Origin of the sequence: Lysinibacillus sp. 2017, assembly GCF_003073375.1 — a bacterium.
GTDB lineage: Bacteria > Bacillota > Bacilli > Bacillales_A > Planococcaceae > Solibacillus.
On the sequence record NZ_CP029002.1, the window covers coordinates 2,645,102 to 2,660,376 of the forward strand.

Annotated in this window: 19 protein-coding genes and 1 tRNA gene; 4 read left to right on the forward strand and 16 right to left on the reverse strand. The window is 37.1% G+C overall.

Annotation, left to right across the window (positions count from 1 at the left end; all coding sequences use genetic code 11):
• Positions 1–105 precede the first annotated feature (105 nt).
• The 7 genes from DCE79_RS12885 to DCE79_RS12915 form a co-directional block, all read right to left on the reverse strand.
• Positions 106–1,935, reverse strand: coding sequence for an ABC transporter ATP-binding protein (locus DCE79_RS12885; RefSeq protein WP_108713442.1), 1,830 nt, complete (start codon positions 1,933–1,935; stop codon positions 106–108).
• Entirely contained in the window at positions 1,928–3,676 is a 1,749-nt protein-coding gene (locus DCE79_RS12890; RefSeq protein WP_108713443.1) for an ABC transporter ATP-binding protein, read from the reverse strand. Before DCE79_RS12890 ends, DCE79_RS12885 begins: the two co-directional genes overlap by 8 nt.
• Positions 3,677–3,981: 305 nt before the next feature.
• The gene (locus DCE79_RS12895) at positions 3,982–4,533 is read right to left on the reverse strand and encodes a PadR family transcriptional regulator (RefSeq protein WP_108713444.1); all 552 of its coding nucleotides are present in this window, start codon (positions 4,531–4,533) and stop codon (positions 3,982–3,984) included.
• Positions 4,534–4,595: 62 nt separating this feature from the next.
• On the reverse strand, positions 4,596–5,747 hold the full coding sequence (locus tag DCE79_RS12900) for a YhgE/Pip domain-containing protein (RefSeq protein WP_108713445.1): 1,152 nt from the start codon (positions 5,745–5,747) through the stop codon (positions 4,596–4,598).
• A 433-nt stretch (positions 5,748–6,180) separates the two neighbouring features.
• On the reverse strand, positions 6,181–6,387 hold the full coding sequence (locus DCE79_RS12905; RefSeq protein ID WP_108713446.1) for a hypothetical protein: 207 nt from the start codon (positions 6,385–6,387) through the stop codon (positions 6,181–6,183).
• A 27-nt stretch (positions 6,388–6,414) separates the two neighbouring features.
• Positions 6,415–6,969: a GIY-YIG nuclease family protein gene (locus tag DCE79_RS12910; protein ID WP_108713447.1), complete on the reverse strand. Its 555-nt coding sequence runs from the start codon at positions 6,967–6,969 to the stop codon at positions 6,415–6,417.
• 23 nt (positions 6,970–6,992) lie between these two features.
• Entirely contained in the window at positions 6,993–7,982 is a 990-nt protein-coding gene (locus tag DCE79_RS12915) for a helix-turn-helix transcriptional regulator (protein ID WP_108713448.1), read from the reverse strand.
• Positions 7,983–8,163: 181 nt separating this feature from the next.
• Here DCE79_RS12915 and DCE79_RS18545 point away from each other — a divergent pair, with 181 nt between their 5' ends.
• From DCE79_RS18545 to DCE79_RS12930, 4 genes are all read left to right on the forward strand, one after another.
• A complete protein-coding gene (locus tag DCE79_RS18545; protein ID WP_159083105.1) occupies positions 8,164–8,340 on the forward strand; it encodes a hypothetical protein in 177 nt (58 codons plus the stop codon).
• A gap of 20 nt (positions 8,341–8,360) precedes the next feature.
• Complete coding sequence (locus DCE79_RS12920) at positions 8,361–8,606, forward strand: hypothetical protein (RefSeq protein ID WP_108713449.1); 246 nt, start codon at positions 8,361–8,363, stop codon at positions 8,604–8,606.
• A 71-nt stretch (positions 8,607–8,677) separates the two neighbouring features.
• Positions 8,678–9,154, forward strand: coding sequence for a hypothetical protein (locus DCE79_RS12925; RefSeq protein ID WP_108713450.1), 477 nt, complete (start codon positions 8,678–8,680; stop codon positions 9,152–9,154).
• Between the two features lie 123 nt (positions 9,155–9,277).
• Positions 9,278–9,505: a hypothetical protein gene (locus DCE79_RS12930; RefSeq protein ID WP_108713451.1), complete on the forward strand. Its 228-nt coding sequence runs from the start codon at positions 9,278–9,280 to the stop codon at positions 9,503–9,505.
• Positions 9,506–9,936: 431 nt separating this feature from the next.
• On the opposite strand, the gene DCE79_RS12935 is transcribed toward DCE79_RS12930, so the two are convergent.
• From DCE79_RS12935 to sdhB, 9 genes are all read right to left on the reverse strand, one after another.
• Positions 9,937–10,010, reverse strand: a tRNA-Arg gene (locus DCE79_RS12935).
• A gap of 153 nt (positions 10,011–10,163) precedes the next feature.
• Positions 10,164–10,664 (reverse strand): YfcE family phosphodiesterase, encoded by a 501-nt coding sequence (locus tag DCE79_RS12940; RefSeq protein ID WP_108713452.1) that lies wholly within the window; start codon positions 10,662–10,664, stop codon positions 10,164–10,166.
• Positions 10,665–10,696: 32 nt separating this feature from the next.
• Positions 10,697–11,290: an XTP/dITP diphosphatase gene (locus tag DCE79_RS12945; RefSeq protein WP_108713453.1), complete on the reverse strand. Its 594-nt coding sequence runs from the start codon at positions 11,288–11,290 to the stop codon at positions 10,697–10,699.
• Positions 11,290–12,042 carry a ribonuclease PH gene (gene rph, locus DCE79_RS12950; protein ID WP_108713454.1) on the reverse strand — a complete coding sequence of 251 codons (753 nt, stop codon included), beginning with the start codon at positions 12,040–12,042 and terminating at the stop codon, positions 11,290–11,292. Before rph ends, DCE79_RS12945 begins: the two co-directional genes overlap by 1 nt.
• A gap of 122 nt (positions 12,043–12,164) precedes the next feature.
• Positions 12,165–12,965 carry a glutamate racemase gene (gene racE / locus DCE79_RS12955; protein WP_108713455.1) on the reverse strand — a complete coding sequence of 267 codons (801 nt, stop codon included), beginning with the start codon at positions 12,963–12,965 and terminating at the stop codon, positions 12,165–12,167.
• 16 nt (positions 12,966–12,981) lie between these two features.
• Positions 12,982–13,425: a MarR family winged helix-turn-helix transcriptional regulator gene (locus tag DCE79_RS12960; RefSeq protein ID WP_108713456.1), complete on the reverse strand. Its 444-nt coding sequence runs from the start codon at positions 13,423–13,425 to the stop codon at positions 12,982–12,984.
• A 73-nt stretch (positions 13,426–13,498) separates the two neighbouring features.
• A complete protein-coding gene (locus tag DCE79_RS12965) occupies positions 13,499–13,720 on the reverse strand; it encodes a helix-turn-helix domain-containing protein (protein ID WP_108713457.1) in 222 nt (73 codons plus the stop codon).
• A 69-nt stretch (positions 13,721–13,789) separates the two neighbouring features.
• Positions 13,790–14,233, reverse strand: a complete 444-nt coding sequence (locus tag DCE79_RS12970; RefSeq protein ID WP_108713458.1) for an acyl-CoA thioesterase — start codon at positions 14,231–14,233, stop codon at positions 13,790–13,792.
• Between the two features lie 256 nt (positions 14,234–14,489).
• Positions 14,490–15,266: a succinate dehydrogenase iron-sulfur subunit gene (gene sdhB / locus DCE79_RS12975; protein ID WP_108713459.1), complete on the reverse strand. Its 777-nt coding sequence runs from the start codon at positions 15,264–15,266 to the stop codon at positions 14,490–14,492.
• Positions 15,267–15,275 lie beyond the last annotated feature (9 nt).

A 15,275-nucleotide genomic window follows, 5' to 3' on the forward strand; every position in this document is an offset into this window, starting at 1 on the left:
AATACATCGCTTTCATTCACTTATAGTTCCTCACTTTGTATCCCTTTTCCCTGCATATCATAACAATTCCACTCATGATTTTACTTATTCATTACCAATAATTCCTTATGCCGTTTCAAACTGACTATTATATAAATCTGCGTAAAACCCTTTTTGTGCAAGGAGTTCATTATGAGTACCAGTTTCTAATACGGAGCCTTCTTTCATAACTAAAATCACATCGGCATTTTTGATTGTTGACAGTCGATGTGCAATGACGAATGACGTTTTGCCCTTCATCAACGTATCCATTGCCTGTTGTATAAGCATTTCTGTACGCGTATCTACGGAACTAGTTGCCTCATCTAAGATTAATAGTGGTGCATTCGCTACAATAGCACGTGCGATTGTAATCAACTGCTTTTGCCCGATAGATAATGTGATTTTTTCATCTAAAATCGTATCGTAGCCGTTTGGCATCGCTTGAATCATATGATGAATACCTACGGCCTGAGCTGCGGTATCAATCTCTGCCTGTGTAGCATTTTGTTTTGCATACGCAATATTGTCACGAACTGTGCCTTCAAATAACCAGGTATCTTGAAGTACCATACAAAATTGCTCATGCACCTGCTCACGCGTCATGTCGTGAATGGGGATGTCATCAATTTTAATCGTTCCACTATTCACTTCATAAAAACGCATTAATAAATTTACAAGTGTTGTTTTCCCGGCGCCAGTTGGGCCAACAATTGCGATTTTTTGCCCTGCCATCACTGCTAATGAGAAATCTTGGATAATCGGCTTTTCGTCATAACCAAATGCCACATGATCAAATGATACATTGCCTTTAATCACTGGCAATTCAAGCTGTTTATTTGATTCATTGTCCAACTCTTTTTCTTCTAAAAACTCAAAAACTCGTTCACTAGCTGCGGCTGTCGATTGCAAGCTTGTCGCTGCTTGAGCTAGTTGCGCTAAAGGCTGTGTAAATAGGCGAACATACACCATAAAGGCAACGATAACACCAATTGAGATTGAGCCCTTCGTTACTAAAATCGCTCCGACCACACAAATTGCCACATAACCAAAGTTGCCGATAAACTGCATAATTGGCATCATTAAACCCGATAAAAACTGTGCTTTCCACGCATTGTGATAAAGTACATTATTGACGCCATCAAATTTCTGCTTCGCATCACGCTCACCATTATATGCCTGCACAATTTGGTGACCTGTATACATTTCTTCAATATGACCATTAAGCTCCCCTAGCTGTTGCTGTTGCGCGACAAAATATTTTTGCGATGTCCCCATAATTACGCTCATTAAGCCAAAGCCAATAAGTGTAGCCAAAATACCCGTCAGTGCCATGATCCAGTTCGTATAAAACATCATGCCTAATACGCCGATAAAGGTAACAACTGACGTAACCAATTGACCAATACTGTTATTTAACGTTTGTCCAATCGTGTCCACGTCATTCGTCACGCGACTTAGCACATTTCCGATACTCGTTTGATCGTAATAGTTTAACGGCAAACGATTCATCTTGGTTGATAAATCCGTACGCATTTTTTTCGTAATACGCTGCGTAACGGTCGCCATAATAAATCCTTGTACATAGCTAAATATAAAGCTCAACCCATAGAATACACAAAGTAAAATCCCTATTTTTTTAACAGACTCTAAATCAATTCCTGTAAACAAGCCCTTTTGAATCATATCCGTTAAATCACTTAACAAACTAGGTCCATATACCGTAAAGGCTGTGCCAATCAGTGCTAATACTAATGCAATTCCTACAAATGGCATAAAACCTTTGCAATAAACAGCGAGCTTTTTCATCGTTTTCTTAAAATCATTAGCTTTTCCTTGTGCACCCATTCGAGGAGGGCCGAATGCAGGCTTAGCACTTTTTTGCTGCTCGTCTAATTCAGTATGTTCATTAGTCATTCGCTAGCTCCTCCTTTGAAAGCTGTGAATAAGCAATTTCTTGATACGTTTCACAGTTCTTCATTAATTCGCCATGTGTACCGTTGCCTACAATTTGCCCTTGCTCAAACACTAAAATGCGATTGGCATCCTTAATCGTACCGATACGCTGTGCCACAATAAACGTAATGGCATCATCCATCGTTTCTTTAAGTGCTGAACGCAATTTACGGTCCGTTGTATAGTCCAGCGCTGAGAACGAATCATCAAATAAATAGATCGAAGGCTTTTTGTAAATCGCCCGCGCAATTGATAATCGCTGTTTTTGTCCGCCAGAGACGTTTTTACCACCTTGCGCAATTGCAGCCTCATAAGAATCATCCATTTTTTCAACGAATTCTGTTCCCTGTGCAATCGCAATCACTTGTTTTAACCATTCTTGTTCCTCAGGTTCCGAGCCATACGTAACGTTCGACTTTACCGTTCCTCTAAATAAAAAGGCTGATTGTGAAACATAACCAATTTCATCTCGTAATGCTTCCTGCTTATAATTTTTGATATTTTCACCATTGATAAGCACTTCACCTTCCGTTGCATCAAAGAAACGCGGGATAAGCTGAATGGCAGTTGTTTTCCCACTACCTGTCGAACCAATAATGGCAATCGTTTCACCTTTTTCCGCCGTAAATTTCAAATCTGACAGCACATTGCCTTCACCGTTTGGATAATGAAATGAAACATTGTTGAATTGAACTTTTTCAATACCACTGTCTATTGAAAGTGAGCCGTCATGTATGGTTGGACGAGTAGTTAATACTTCTAAAATACGCTTCGCTGACACTTGCGCACGCGGTAGCATGATAAAAATCATACTAACCATCATAAATGCCATAATGACTTGCATGGCATAAGAAGAAAAGACGACCATATTTGAAAATAAAGTGAGTTTATCTGTTTGATCGGCATTTTGGATTAAATACGCTCCAATCCAATAAATCGCCACGCTTAAGCCTGATAAAAGGAGCATCATCGAAGGACCAATTAACGCCATTAATCGATTGACGAATAAATTAGTCATCGTCACTTCTGTATTGGCCTTTTCAAATTTTCCAAGCTGATAATGTTCTGCATTATAAGCTCGAATAACGCGTATCCCGGTTAAATTTTCACGGGTAATTCGATTTAAATTATCCGTTAATGTTTGAATGATTCTAAATTTTGGAATGGCAAAAAATATGACGACAAGAATTAATATTACTAGGAAAATAAGCGCCACACCTGTCGCAGCAGTCCACTCAAAATTTTTATTATAAATTTTAATAATAGCCCAAACCGCTAAAATCGGTGCTTTAATAATAACTTGCAAACCCATTGCAACAATCATTTGAACTTGCGTAATATCATTTGTTGAACGGGTAATCAAACTCGGCGTCGAAAAATGATTCATTTCCGCCATTGAGAAGGAAATCGTTTTTTCAAATACCATGCCACGAATTCGCTTCGCTAAACCCGCCGCAATTTTCGCCGCAAAATAACCAACGATAATGGCCGCAATCATACTGCCGACTGCACATAAAAGCATCATCACACCCGGTTGCCATAAATTCGAAACCGTTGTGCCATCTATTTGAATAAGCATCGTAATCTCGGCCATGTAGTCGGGTAACTTTAAATCGAGCCATACTTGGATCACGATAAAAGCTAAACTGACAGCTACAAGTAGCCTTTCTTTGCTCGTCAAATAACTTAAGATTCTTAGCATATTTTCACCTTTGCCTTCGTCTGTAAGATTGTTTTTCCCTAGCTATGAATTCACTATCTTTAGAATAAATTCATCTTATACTACACGGAAAATTTATACAATTCTATGCTATCAAGATATCACATAGAAATTTATAGGCTAAATAAAGAAAGTTTACTAGAAAAAACACCTCAGTTGTAAGTTTGTGTAACTACAACAGAAGTGTATTTATTAAATAATTTATTGTGAAAGCTGTTGATTTCATCTCTACTGTTTGGATATAAAACGCAATCAACACGAAAAACGTACTCATACCAATTTTTTGTCTATAACTGACTATGATTCCCGTTACGCTTCAATTTTTCGATTAGGTGATCAAGCCAAAAAATTTCCTTAGACATCATGTCTGAAAAATAATCGTGAGAGAATTCTACCATTTCCATCACAGCTACCTCAGCTGGAATTTGCTTGAAAATCCCGTTTAAATACGATTCCTTCGAACGCATTTTTTCTAACTTTTGCTCAAGAATTTGAACTACACGTTCCTTTTCTACATAGCGTAAAAACATTAATCCGACCGTCATTTCTGCTACCTTATCTGCCTTTTTAAACAGCTCGTAAATCTTCACAGGTAATTGCTCACGTCCCTTGTCGGTAATAGCAAATACCTGCTTATCCGGACGATGCTCCTCTTTGATGACCTCACGAGGCTCGACCAATCCCTGCTTTGACAGTGACTCAAAATGATAATATAACTTGCTCTCTGTTAAATTACCCAATTTATCAAACGGAATAGGCTCGGATAATTCCTTTTTCAACTTATATGGATAGTTATTTTCTTCCATCAGCTTACTTAAAATATAAATTTGAATTGACATCGTACACCCCCCTAAAAGTGAAAGCTCCAATCAGAAAACTGATTGAAGCTTTTATGTCATTGTTATTTTGCTAAAACTTCTTTAGCAGACGGTTCTTTTTTATGAACAAACGCTACAATTATCATGTTAATAATCATCGCGCCAACTCCAACTGCCGCTAAGCCCCATAGGAATGGTGCCTGCTCGGTTGAACCGAACATCACTGCGAAATACGATTGCACGGAGTAATACATTGGTGTGATTTGACTCATAACGTCGAAGTAACCGTACATCATATCACGAGGCATTGTTGCACCGTTTGAAATTGTTTGTGTTAATAATACTGGAATATTTAAGATCATACCAGCCTCACCTATTAAGAATGTGAAAATAGCACACACGTTAAAGGCTGACATATAAAGTAAAATTTGTTGTCCTGCTACTTTGAATAAAATACTTGTATCGATATCGGCGATTATAAATGCTACTAATAGTGCAAAGATTGTTGAAACAACAGCAACTAATAGTGCTGAACCTTGAGCGTAAGCAAATAAACGTTTTTTTGATGCTTTGCCGCGGCTGAATCTGAATGCTTGTACGATTTGCATTGCTGCGATCATTGCACCTACGTAACAAGCCATTGTTAAGAACATAGGTAACATGTTATTGTGCATTCCATCTGGCACATCGTTCATGATTACGTAGTTCCCTACATAAGCTTGGTCAATTTGTTCTGCCATTGCATTCGCTTGTTCTTCAGGTAAGTTAAAGTTCATTAATATACCTTTAGCTGTTTGTGTTGAGAAGCTTGCACTTAATTGATTGTTAATTTCTGTTACAATTACTTTCATTGAAGAAGAAACCATTGTTGCTGAAGCTTCGTTTACTGTAAAGTCAATTTGAGCTGATTCACCCTTTTGTGCGTTAGCTGTAAAGTTTTCAGGAATATGAATAACTAATGCGTACTTATTATCCCCTAATTCTTCTAATGCTTCTTTATTTGTTATATCCGTATCAATCGTTTTAAATGGTAAGCTTTCTGTTAACTGACCCGCGATTTGTGTACCTGATTCTCCCGCGTCATCATTAATAATCGCAATTTTCAGATCGTCCATGTTTCCTGGTAATGCTGTGTACCCTAATAAGAAAATGCATAGCATCGCTACAGCATAAAATACGCCCATAAAGATCGACGCCGTCACACCCTGTAATTTTAAAAACTCTTTAAATTTCAATATAATAGTTCCCTTCTTGAGTAGCTTTTTCAAAAGTACTCAAATTAGAGTACTTAACTTTAAATAGTTTAAATTATTATTCCAGAAAAGTAAAGGGCTAAAGGTTTGATCATTTTTATGAGATTGTTGTAGGGAATACATATTATTCATTTTATATTGTGGGTATTTGGGCAATTATTAGTGATTAGAGCAAGGGAATGCTTTTTAAGGAGTTATATTTGTATAATTTAAGTTAGCGTTAACGAAGTAAAGAGTTATAACTATTGTATTTTAAATTACGAAGAGACAATTAATTTAATTTTGTTTCCATTCTTGATCTCAATATAAAAAGCATCAGATAGCGCGATTAAATAAATCATAGCTATTTGATGCTTTTTAATTATTCATTTCTTCTTGAAATTCATAAATAATTTATTTTATAATTAATTCCTTTTTAGTACCTCTTCTCCCAACCCGTACAAGAAGTCCAAGCCGCGCGGACAAAGTGATGCTTGTAGCATGTTTGCTTTTCGTTTGGATCAAAGTTGAAAAAGTTTGGTGAATTGACACGAGGTTTTACTTGGAGTCCGCCCACTGGACCATTCCAATGGCGACACATCGCACAAATCTTTGTATTTGGGTTTGTTAATTTCGTTGTCACTTTTTCACCTCATCATTTTTAAAAAATTTAGTTTCTCTGTACATTCCATATTTCAGAAACACTTCCGTATCGCTGAATCATTGCTTTTTCTAATTCTTTCACTGTTTCCACTTGGGCCGCTGAATTGCCAACAATTAATATGGAAATCACTAAGTTCACTGCATTGGCTTTCATACTTTGACCAGACTGATGCGTTCGGCCGCTATCACTTGGTCGCACATAATCTCGTAAGCGCTTTCGAAATCCGCCGTTGTTATATTCAATCGCACGACCAATATATTTAACTGTTCCATTTTCCGTAGCCTTATATAATCCAATTGATTTGTTATATGGTTTTAAATTTTCAACCGTTAAATCCTCCAGCTTGCCAAGTCGCATCCAGCGCTTGTCCCACTGGTCTAGTGTAAATCCGCCATACGTTTTTTCACCTTGCTTCTGTCGAAAGCTAGATGAATTCGAAGGTGAACGCTTTTCAAACTCCACTTGTCTTTTAGATGCCTCAGCAGCGGCCTTTGCCATTAAGTTTGGTGCTTCTTCAATTGCTCTTTTTGCAAGTTTCCCTAAAATATCTTTAAGTCCCATCTCTACTCACTCCTATACATTTATTACTTCAACTGCTTTGTATGGATATACAACCCAAGCATTTTTTCTATACTCGATTGAATTTCCTCTCGAAAAGCAACCGGCTCTAGCACTTCCACATGCTCTCCCTGACTAAGGAGCCACATCTTAATACCCTTACCAAATACTTCAGCTTCGTAAATCAGGCCATCGTCGCTCTTTTTTATGACTTTCGCAGTCGGTAGTCGATCAAGAACCGCTTGTGGCGAAGCGCCTGTAAAACGGAATTTGATGGTTAATAATTCGCCCGTGTACATAAACTGCACACGCTTGCGGAATTCTCCTTCTTGAAAACGCTCTTGGTATGGCACTGGAAACGAAATCGATGTTGGCTGAAACTGTTGAATCCGATCAATTCGGTAAATCGTTGGAAAATCAAAATCTGTCTTCACCGAATAGGCAATTAAGTAAAAATAATATTCCGAGAAAATAATACCTACTGGCTTAACCATTCGCTCATTTGCCTGCTGATCAAATTCACGTATATAATGCATGGAAATGACCTTTTTCGCTTGGATTGCTAGTGAAAGCTGCCAAAGCATAGGGAACAAATCTCTTTTGTGATTCAGTTCGACATACAAATGCTTTTCATTTTGCATCATTTTCTTGATTGTTGCTTGTTCTTCCTTTTGTGCAAGCTGTGTTAGCTTTTTAATGATGAAATCCATTTCATGCTTTGGAAATGCACGCGATTCAATTAACACCTTCAAAATGGCAAAAATTTCTTCATTGCTTAACCAAGAAGGTTGTTCCGTTTCGAATACATAGGCTTTTTTGGAATAATCGTATTCCAAAAATTCATTTTGTTTTTCAGTTTCTAAAAACTCTCGAATGCTTGCAATATCTCGTTGAATAGACTTTTCACTCTTTTGATAGCGATCGGCCTCTTCTTTTTTCACAAGACTTTGCCCATTTTTCAAACGATCATACATCGAAAGAATCCGACTAATTTGATCTTGTCTCTCTTCATTCATTGGATCACCTCGATATAGTAATACTAGCTTTTTAATTGGACGTATAATGACCAATCGAATATGTATTATCAAACTGTGCAAACAATTAATAGTATTCATTCATCTCACAACATTATACCACTATATGGATATTATTGGATGATAAACAGTTACTATTACGTAACTAAAAGGAGAGAACAAAATGCCATTACCTCAAATTCGTTTAGTATTTTGTGACGCTTGTGGAAAGTTAATTAAATCGGAAAAGTTCGGCGATGCCTTAACGCCGATGGAGTGGAAACGAATGCAAAATATGCAGAAGAAACACCTTTGTGGTAAGTGTAAGGTGAAAATACGATTGACAAAATTATTAAAATAAGATGGAATGGACGAGATTTTATGGGATTTCAATCAATTAAAACAAAAGGTACTACGGGAATCGCTCGTAGTACCTTTTTTGATGGATGTTTTTTTCGTTCAATGAGTGAGCTTAAATGGTTGGTATGGGCAAGCTTGTTGTTTGTCAGCCACCATATTGGTTTTGACTGGTACAACTTTTTAGCACTTGAATTCTTTCGTAATGGCATCCGTCCTAATTGGAGAAGGCTATTTAACTATTTAAATCAATTAAATACTACTTCTTGATATACTGTAGATAAGCACCCTTTTGTTGAATGAGGTTAAAATGAATTTATCGAAAGACGGGAGGAATTAAATTGAAAAAATATATTCTGCTAATGTTATTTAGCTTCACCTTAATTTTATCTGCTTGCACCCAAGCTGAGGAAGACACACAGGAATATTCAGGGATTATTAGTGATGAACAATCTTTTGGTTATGAGTACACCGTATTAAAAGAACAAAATAATTTTTCTTGGAAGGTTGGCTACAAAGGAGATATATCTATTATCGAAGAGAGTACTGCCAATCAAGATGATTTAGTAAATTACATGAATGCTGTAAATGATAGTAAATTGGTATCGGTAAAACTAATTACATCGGTATCATACTTATTAATAATTATTATAACAACGCTTATCCTTTATAAGAAAAATAGAAAAATGCTTAAAGATAGCGCTATTGTTATAACTATGTTAGCAGGTATTGCACTATATATTGCCTTCAAAGCATCATTTGATCTAAGTAGTTTATTACAAGATGTAAAATCCTACTATTTGATATTAACTAATTAATTAAGGTAAACGGGACTTTGGCTAATTGTGTTCTCAAATGTAATTTTGATAACTTTAGCGTTATAAATAAATGATACAATGTTAAATATGAATTTGAACTGATTAGCTAGGAGGATTAAGCTCTTGAAGTTAATATCTTATATTTCTATAGTTTTTGCCGTTGCATTTGGTCTACATGGTGTTATTACAGGAGATTTAAAGTTCCAGCCAATCATGTATTTTTTCTTTGGGATTACATTTTTAATGTTAGCGTATGGGTCTTATAAAAAAGGGGAGAAACGCAACGTAATTGCCTTCACTATCCCCTTTTTAGTTGGTGTTATTGCATTAATCGTTATGCTATATAGATAGTATTGAGTAAGAATTAGTGCATCTTTAAAACAACATCGAGTACTATTAATACATAGATTTAATATATACAATCATATTCAAAATAACGTTCCCCCAAAAAAAGAAAGCGTTACGATCTTTGATAACAAAGGATTTGTAACGCTTTTCTATTAGTTCAAACTTCTTCTATCTGACAAAATACCGCACCAGATGTAAACATAAAGTTGAAAATAAACTGCAATTTGCACTAAAAAGTAGTGATATATAATAACAGTTTTATCAATCCTTTAAATTCCATTCAATCAATTCTATTTATACTGGCCTTTATTATATTAAAAAGGGATATCTAAAAACGCCTCTCCAAGATAAACACCTTTAATTTGATGATTCTTCTATACTTTACAAAACAAAAAACACTTTGCATATACGCAAAGTGCTTCTCGAATTATTGATGTCCCAGGAGGGATTCGAACCCCCGACCGACGCCTTAGAAGGGCGTTGCTCTATCCAGCTGAGCTACTGAGACAATGTTTTTTACTAACTATCTGGTAGTAAAGACAATTTTTATTATATGCTAGCAGAACTTGAAAGTCAACAGCTTTTTAAATAAAAATCATTATTTGGGTAAAATAATAATTCCAGCTAATAACCTGCTCGATTCAACTAAACAAACTATCACCTATCGTTCAATGAACATTTGCTCGATCAAATCATTATTTTCATCATAGCAATCCAAAATGAAATGTGTTTTAGAAATAGTAATCGTCACGAAAGATTTTTCTTTAATACGTCTTGGCTTCAGTAAGCTACCTGGATTTACAAAGAAAATATCATCAATATATTCCGCGCCTAATATATGCGAATGACCAAAGCATACAATCGTTGCACCAAGTTCTTTTGCACGGTACACAAGTTTCATCGGCGACGTTTTCACCTCATACAGATGGCCATGCGTCACGTATACACGCTCTTCGCCTACTTGGAACACAATCTCCTCTAAATAGTTGCTGTCGTGATCACAGTTGCCCTTGACGCGCTCTAAGCCTTGCATGGCAGAATGATTGTACGGTAATTCACTATCCCCGCAATGAATCATCTTAGCAGCGTCTGGATGATAACCCTTTACACGTTCAATCACTTCCACGTCACCATGCGTATCACTCATTACTAATAGTTTCATACCGTCACCTCATTCATTATTTTACTAAAAGATTACTTCAATAATTCCGCTAATTGTAACGCTAATTTACGAATGGCATTCCCACGGTGAGAAATGGCGCCTTTATCGTCAGCAGAAAGCTCTGCCATATGTTTTTCTAATGCTGGCACATAGAATACTGGGTCATAGCCGAAACCATTTGTCCCCTTCTTCTCATGTGCGATGACACCTTCGCATGTACCGAATACTGTTTTTGTTTCCATATTTGGTCCAGCGATAGCTAATGCACAGCAAAAACGTGCTGTACGCGCTTCCTCAGGCACATCTTTCATGTTTGCCAACAGTTTTACCATGTTCGCTTCATCATCATGGTCACCTGCGTAACGAGCTGAATATACGCCTGGTTCACCGTTTAATGCATCGACCATTAAACCGCTATCATCAGCGATTACGATTTTACCTAGTAAATTCGCTAAAGTTTCTGCTTTTAAAATCGCATTTTCTTCAAATGTCGTACCTGTTTCTTCGATTTCTAAATCAGGTGCCACCTCGAACATTGTCACGACTTCATAGCCGAATGGATTGAATAATGCTTCAAAGTCTTTTGCTTTGCCTTTATTTTTCGTGGCAATGACTACTTGTTTCATTAGGCTTCCACCTTTCCAACGAATGCTGCTAACTCACCTAATGCTTCTTTCTGAATGGTAATTAGCTGCGCAATACCTGCTTCACCTAAATCTAATAATTCATTGAGTTCAGCGCGTGAGAAAGTAGCTTCCTCGCCTGTCCCTTGTAATTCCACAAATTGACCAGAGCCTGTCATCACGACATTCATATCAACTTCTGCAGCAGAATCTTCAATGTAGTTTAAGTCTAATGCAGCACCAATTTCTGCTAATTTACCAACACTTGTTGCTGCTAGGAAATCAGTTACAGGGAATTTAGCGAAAGGTTTTTCTTGTGCTAATTTTGCGATTGCTTGAGTCATCGCAACGAAAGCGCCTGTAATGGAAGCAGTACGTGTACCACCATCTGCTTGAATGACATCACAGTCAATCCACACAGTTTTTTCACCAAGTGTATCTAAATCTACTACCGCACGTAATGCACGGCCAATTAGACGTTGAATTTCCATTGTACGACCTGTTACCTTACCAGCTGATGATTCGCGGCGTGTACGCTGTTCTGTGGCACGTGGAAGCATTGAATACTCAGCTGTAATCCAACCTTTCCCTTGTCCACGTAGGAAGCCTGGTACTCGATCTTCAATTGTTGCTGTACAAATTACCTTTGTATTCCCAACTGTAATTAATACAGAACCTTCTGGATGCATTAAATAATTATTTTCAATTTGAACTGGACGTAATTCATTCACAGCTCGTAAGTCATGTCTAGTCATAAGTGACCTCCTAAATAGTTTCGCGCACTAATCTTAACATACTTTTTTAGTCGTCTAAAGTGGAAAAGCCCATTACATAAAGAAAAGACTTGAATAGACGATTCATCTATTCAAGTCTCCCCTTATTTTTCAAATGAAATTTTACGAATATCTAATTCGTTACTTTCTAACCAACGCTCCGCAATGGAACGGAAAATTGGTACAGAACCCGATGCATGAAGAATATGCTTCGGTGGCTCTGCATTCGTACGTAACTGACCATTATAACGTAAAATGCTTTCAACATCTTTTGCTGTTTCTTCAGCGGATGATAGTACATTCACTTTTGGTCCGACAGCTGCTTCAATTTGCTTTTGTAAAATCGGATAATGTGTACAACCTAAAATGACTGTATCAAATCGTTCATTAGCAATTGGCTCTAGTCCTTTTTCAACTAGGTCAAAAGAGAACTGCCCTTCATACTCACCACTTTCTACAAGTGGAACGAATGTCGGACAAGCAAGCGGATGAATGGTTGCCTTTGTTGAAAGTGACAAAATTGCTTCTTCATAAGCACCACTTTTAATCGTTCCCTCAGTTGCTAAAACGACGATTTCATTACGTTTTGTCTTTTTAATTGCTGCGCGCGCCCCTGCGTTTATAACACCTAAAACCGGAAATGGCATATGTTTTTGTAAACTTTCTAATGCTGCTGCTGTTGCTGTGTTACAGGCAATGACTAGCATTTTAATGTCCATTTTCTCAAGTGCTTTTGCCATTTGCCATGTGAAATTTCGTACTTCTTGTTTTGTACGCGGCCCATAAGGACATCGCGCTGTATCTCCCATATAATAAATGGTTTCGTTTGGCAAAAGCTCCATAATTGCTTTTGCTACTGTTAAACCGCCAACTCCAGAATCGATTACACCAATTGGGGCATTCACTTGTACCGCCTCTATCCTATTTCATTAATAAATGTAGCTTTTGTAAGTTCTTCGATAATTGCTCGAACTCTTTGTCATTAAATTCGCCTGTAATAGTACGTAAATAATCTTGACGCTTGATAATTACTTCTTGAATGATACGTTCGCCTTCAGGTAATAGATGAATACGTATGACGCGACGATCATTTTCATCACGCACACGTTGAACGAGTTCATGTTTCTCCATACGATCGACTAAATCTGTTGTCGTACTAAATGCCAAAAACATTCTTGTCGATAAATCACCAATTGTCATATCTCCAGATTCATGCAGCCATTGTAGTGCGATAAATTGTGGAGGTGTGATGGTATAATTGCTTAAAATTTCGCGACCTTTTTGCTTTATTAAGTGAGAAATATATCTTAATTCTTTTTCTAAGATTGCTATAGATTCAGAGCTATGTTTGTCTTGTTCTATCATCTACTCCATTCACTCCCCGATACGTTTCATAGTTCTATTTTGAAGTTTTTTTCATAAAATAGCAAGTATCCAATCAGTTTATTGACAATTCTTGCAATCGTAATAATTCAAGAATTGCTTGTGTGCGACTTGATACCCCTAGCTTTTGAATCGTATTTGAAATATGATTACGCACAGTTTTTTCACTGATGCCTAATTCTGTCGATATTTCGCGAGTAGAATAGTCCTGAATTAATAGTTCAAAAATTTCTCGTTCTCTTTTCGTTAACAGCGAACGATGCTGCGGACGATTCATTGAGCAACACCCTCCTATCCTCTTCCTTGTACATTATGTCGTACACATACGTGAGGTGAGGGCATTTAACTATTTCCCAAGCAATATTTTTTTCTGTTCTTCTAATAATGGTACACCTTTACCCGTATGCGCGTTCAATTGTACTAACGTTCCACGTGCTGTATAGCAAATTTCATCCTTGTCGTTTTTCACTAGATAATGTAGATCCATAGACGACGAACCAATCGACGCTGTTTTCACATAAACCGTTAATTCCTCATCGAAAAATACTTGGTTCACATAATCACATTGGATGTCTGCTACAACAAGCATATTTTTCTTGCCATCTTTGCCAAGAAAATCAAAGTTCATTGTTTTAAAATATTCAATACGTGCATATTCAAAATACGCAAATACCTTCGTGTTGTTCACATGTCCATACATATCTGTCTCTGAAAAACGCACCCGTACCTTTGTCGAAAAGTTAAACCCGTTCATCCATTCCTGTAAATCTTGAATATATGCTGCTCGCATAAAAACTCCCCCTTTAATATGAAAAATCATCATCCCCCGATAATGAATACCCGTTCATTATAGCATTATTTTTCTAATGTAGAAATACGGAGTTATGTGCAGTAATAAAGTTTTGTGTGATTTATGCGCTGAGCCCACTAAAACACAGTACCCCTTATTCACTCCCTAATTAATGAGTCGACACACTTCGGCAATATTCCCAATACTACGAAAAAAAAGGCCCCCACAAATGTGAGAGCCTTTTGAATAGGTTAGATTAGTCAACCATGTGGTCAGAACCGAAGAAGTTCTTGAACATTTGAACTGTTGTTGCACGGTTAAGTGCTGCGATAGATGTTGTTAAAGGAATACCTTTTGGACAAGCAGCTACACAGTTTTGTGAGTTACCACAGTTAGCAAGACCACCGTCGCCCATGATTGTTTCTAAACGTTCGTCTTTATTCATCGCACCAGTTGGGTGAGTATTGAATAAACGAACTTGTGATAATGGTTGAGGTCCCATAAATGAAGATTTTTCAGATACGTTTGGACATGCTTCCATACATACACCACAAGTCATACATTTAGATAATTCATAAGCCCATTGACGTTTGCGCTCAGGCATACGTGGACCTTCACCTAAATCATAAGTACCATCAATTGGAACCCATGCTTTTACTTTCTTAAGTGCGTTGAACATACGTTGACGGTCAACTTGTAAGTCACGGATGACTGGGAAAGTTTTCATTGGTTCTAATGTAATTGGTTGAGTTAATTTGTCTACTAATGCTGAACAAGATTGTTGTGGACGTCCGTTGATTACCATTGAACATGCACCACAAACTTCTTCTAAACAGTTCATATCCCAAGCAACTGGAGTCGTTTTTTGACCATCAGCTGTTACAGGATTTTTTTGAATATGCATTAAAGCAGAGATTACGTTCATACCAGGGCGGTAAGGAACTTCGAATTTCTCAACGCGAGTAGAACCATTCTCTGTATCTTGACGAACGATTTCTAACTTAACTGTTCTGCCAGTATTTACTGTTTCCATTGTATAGTT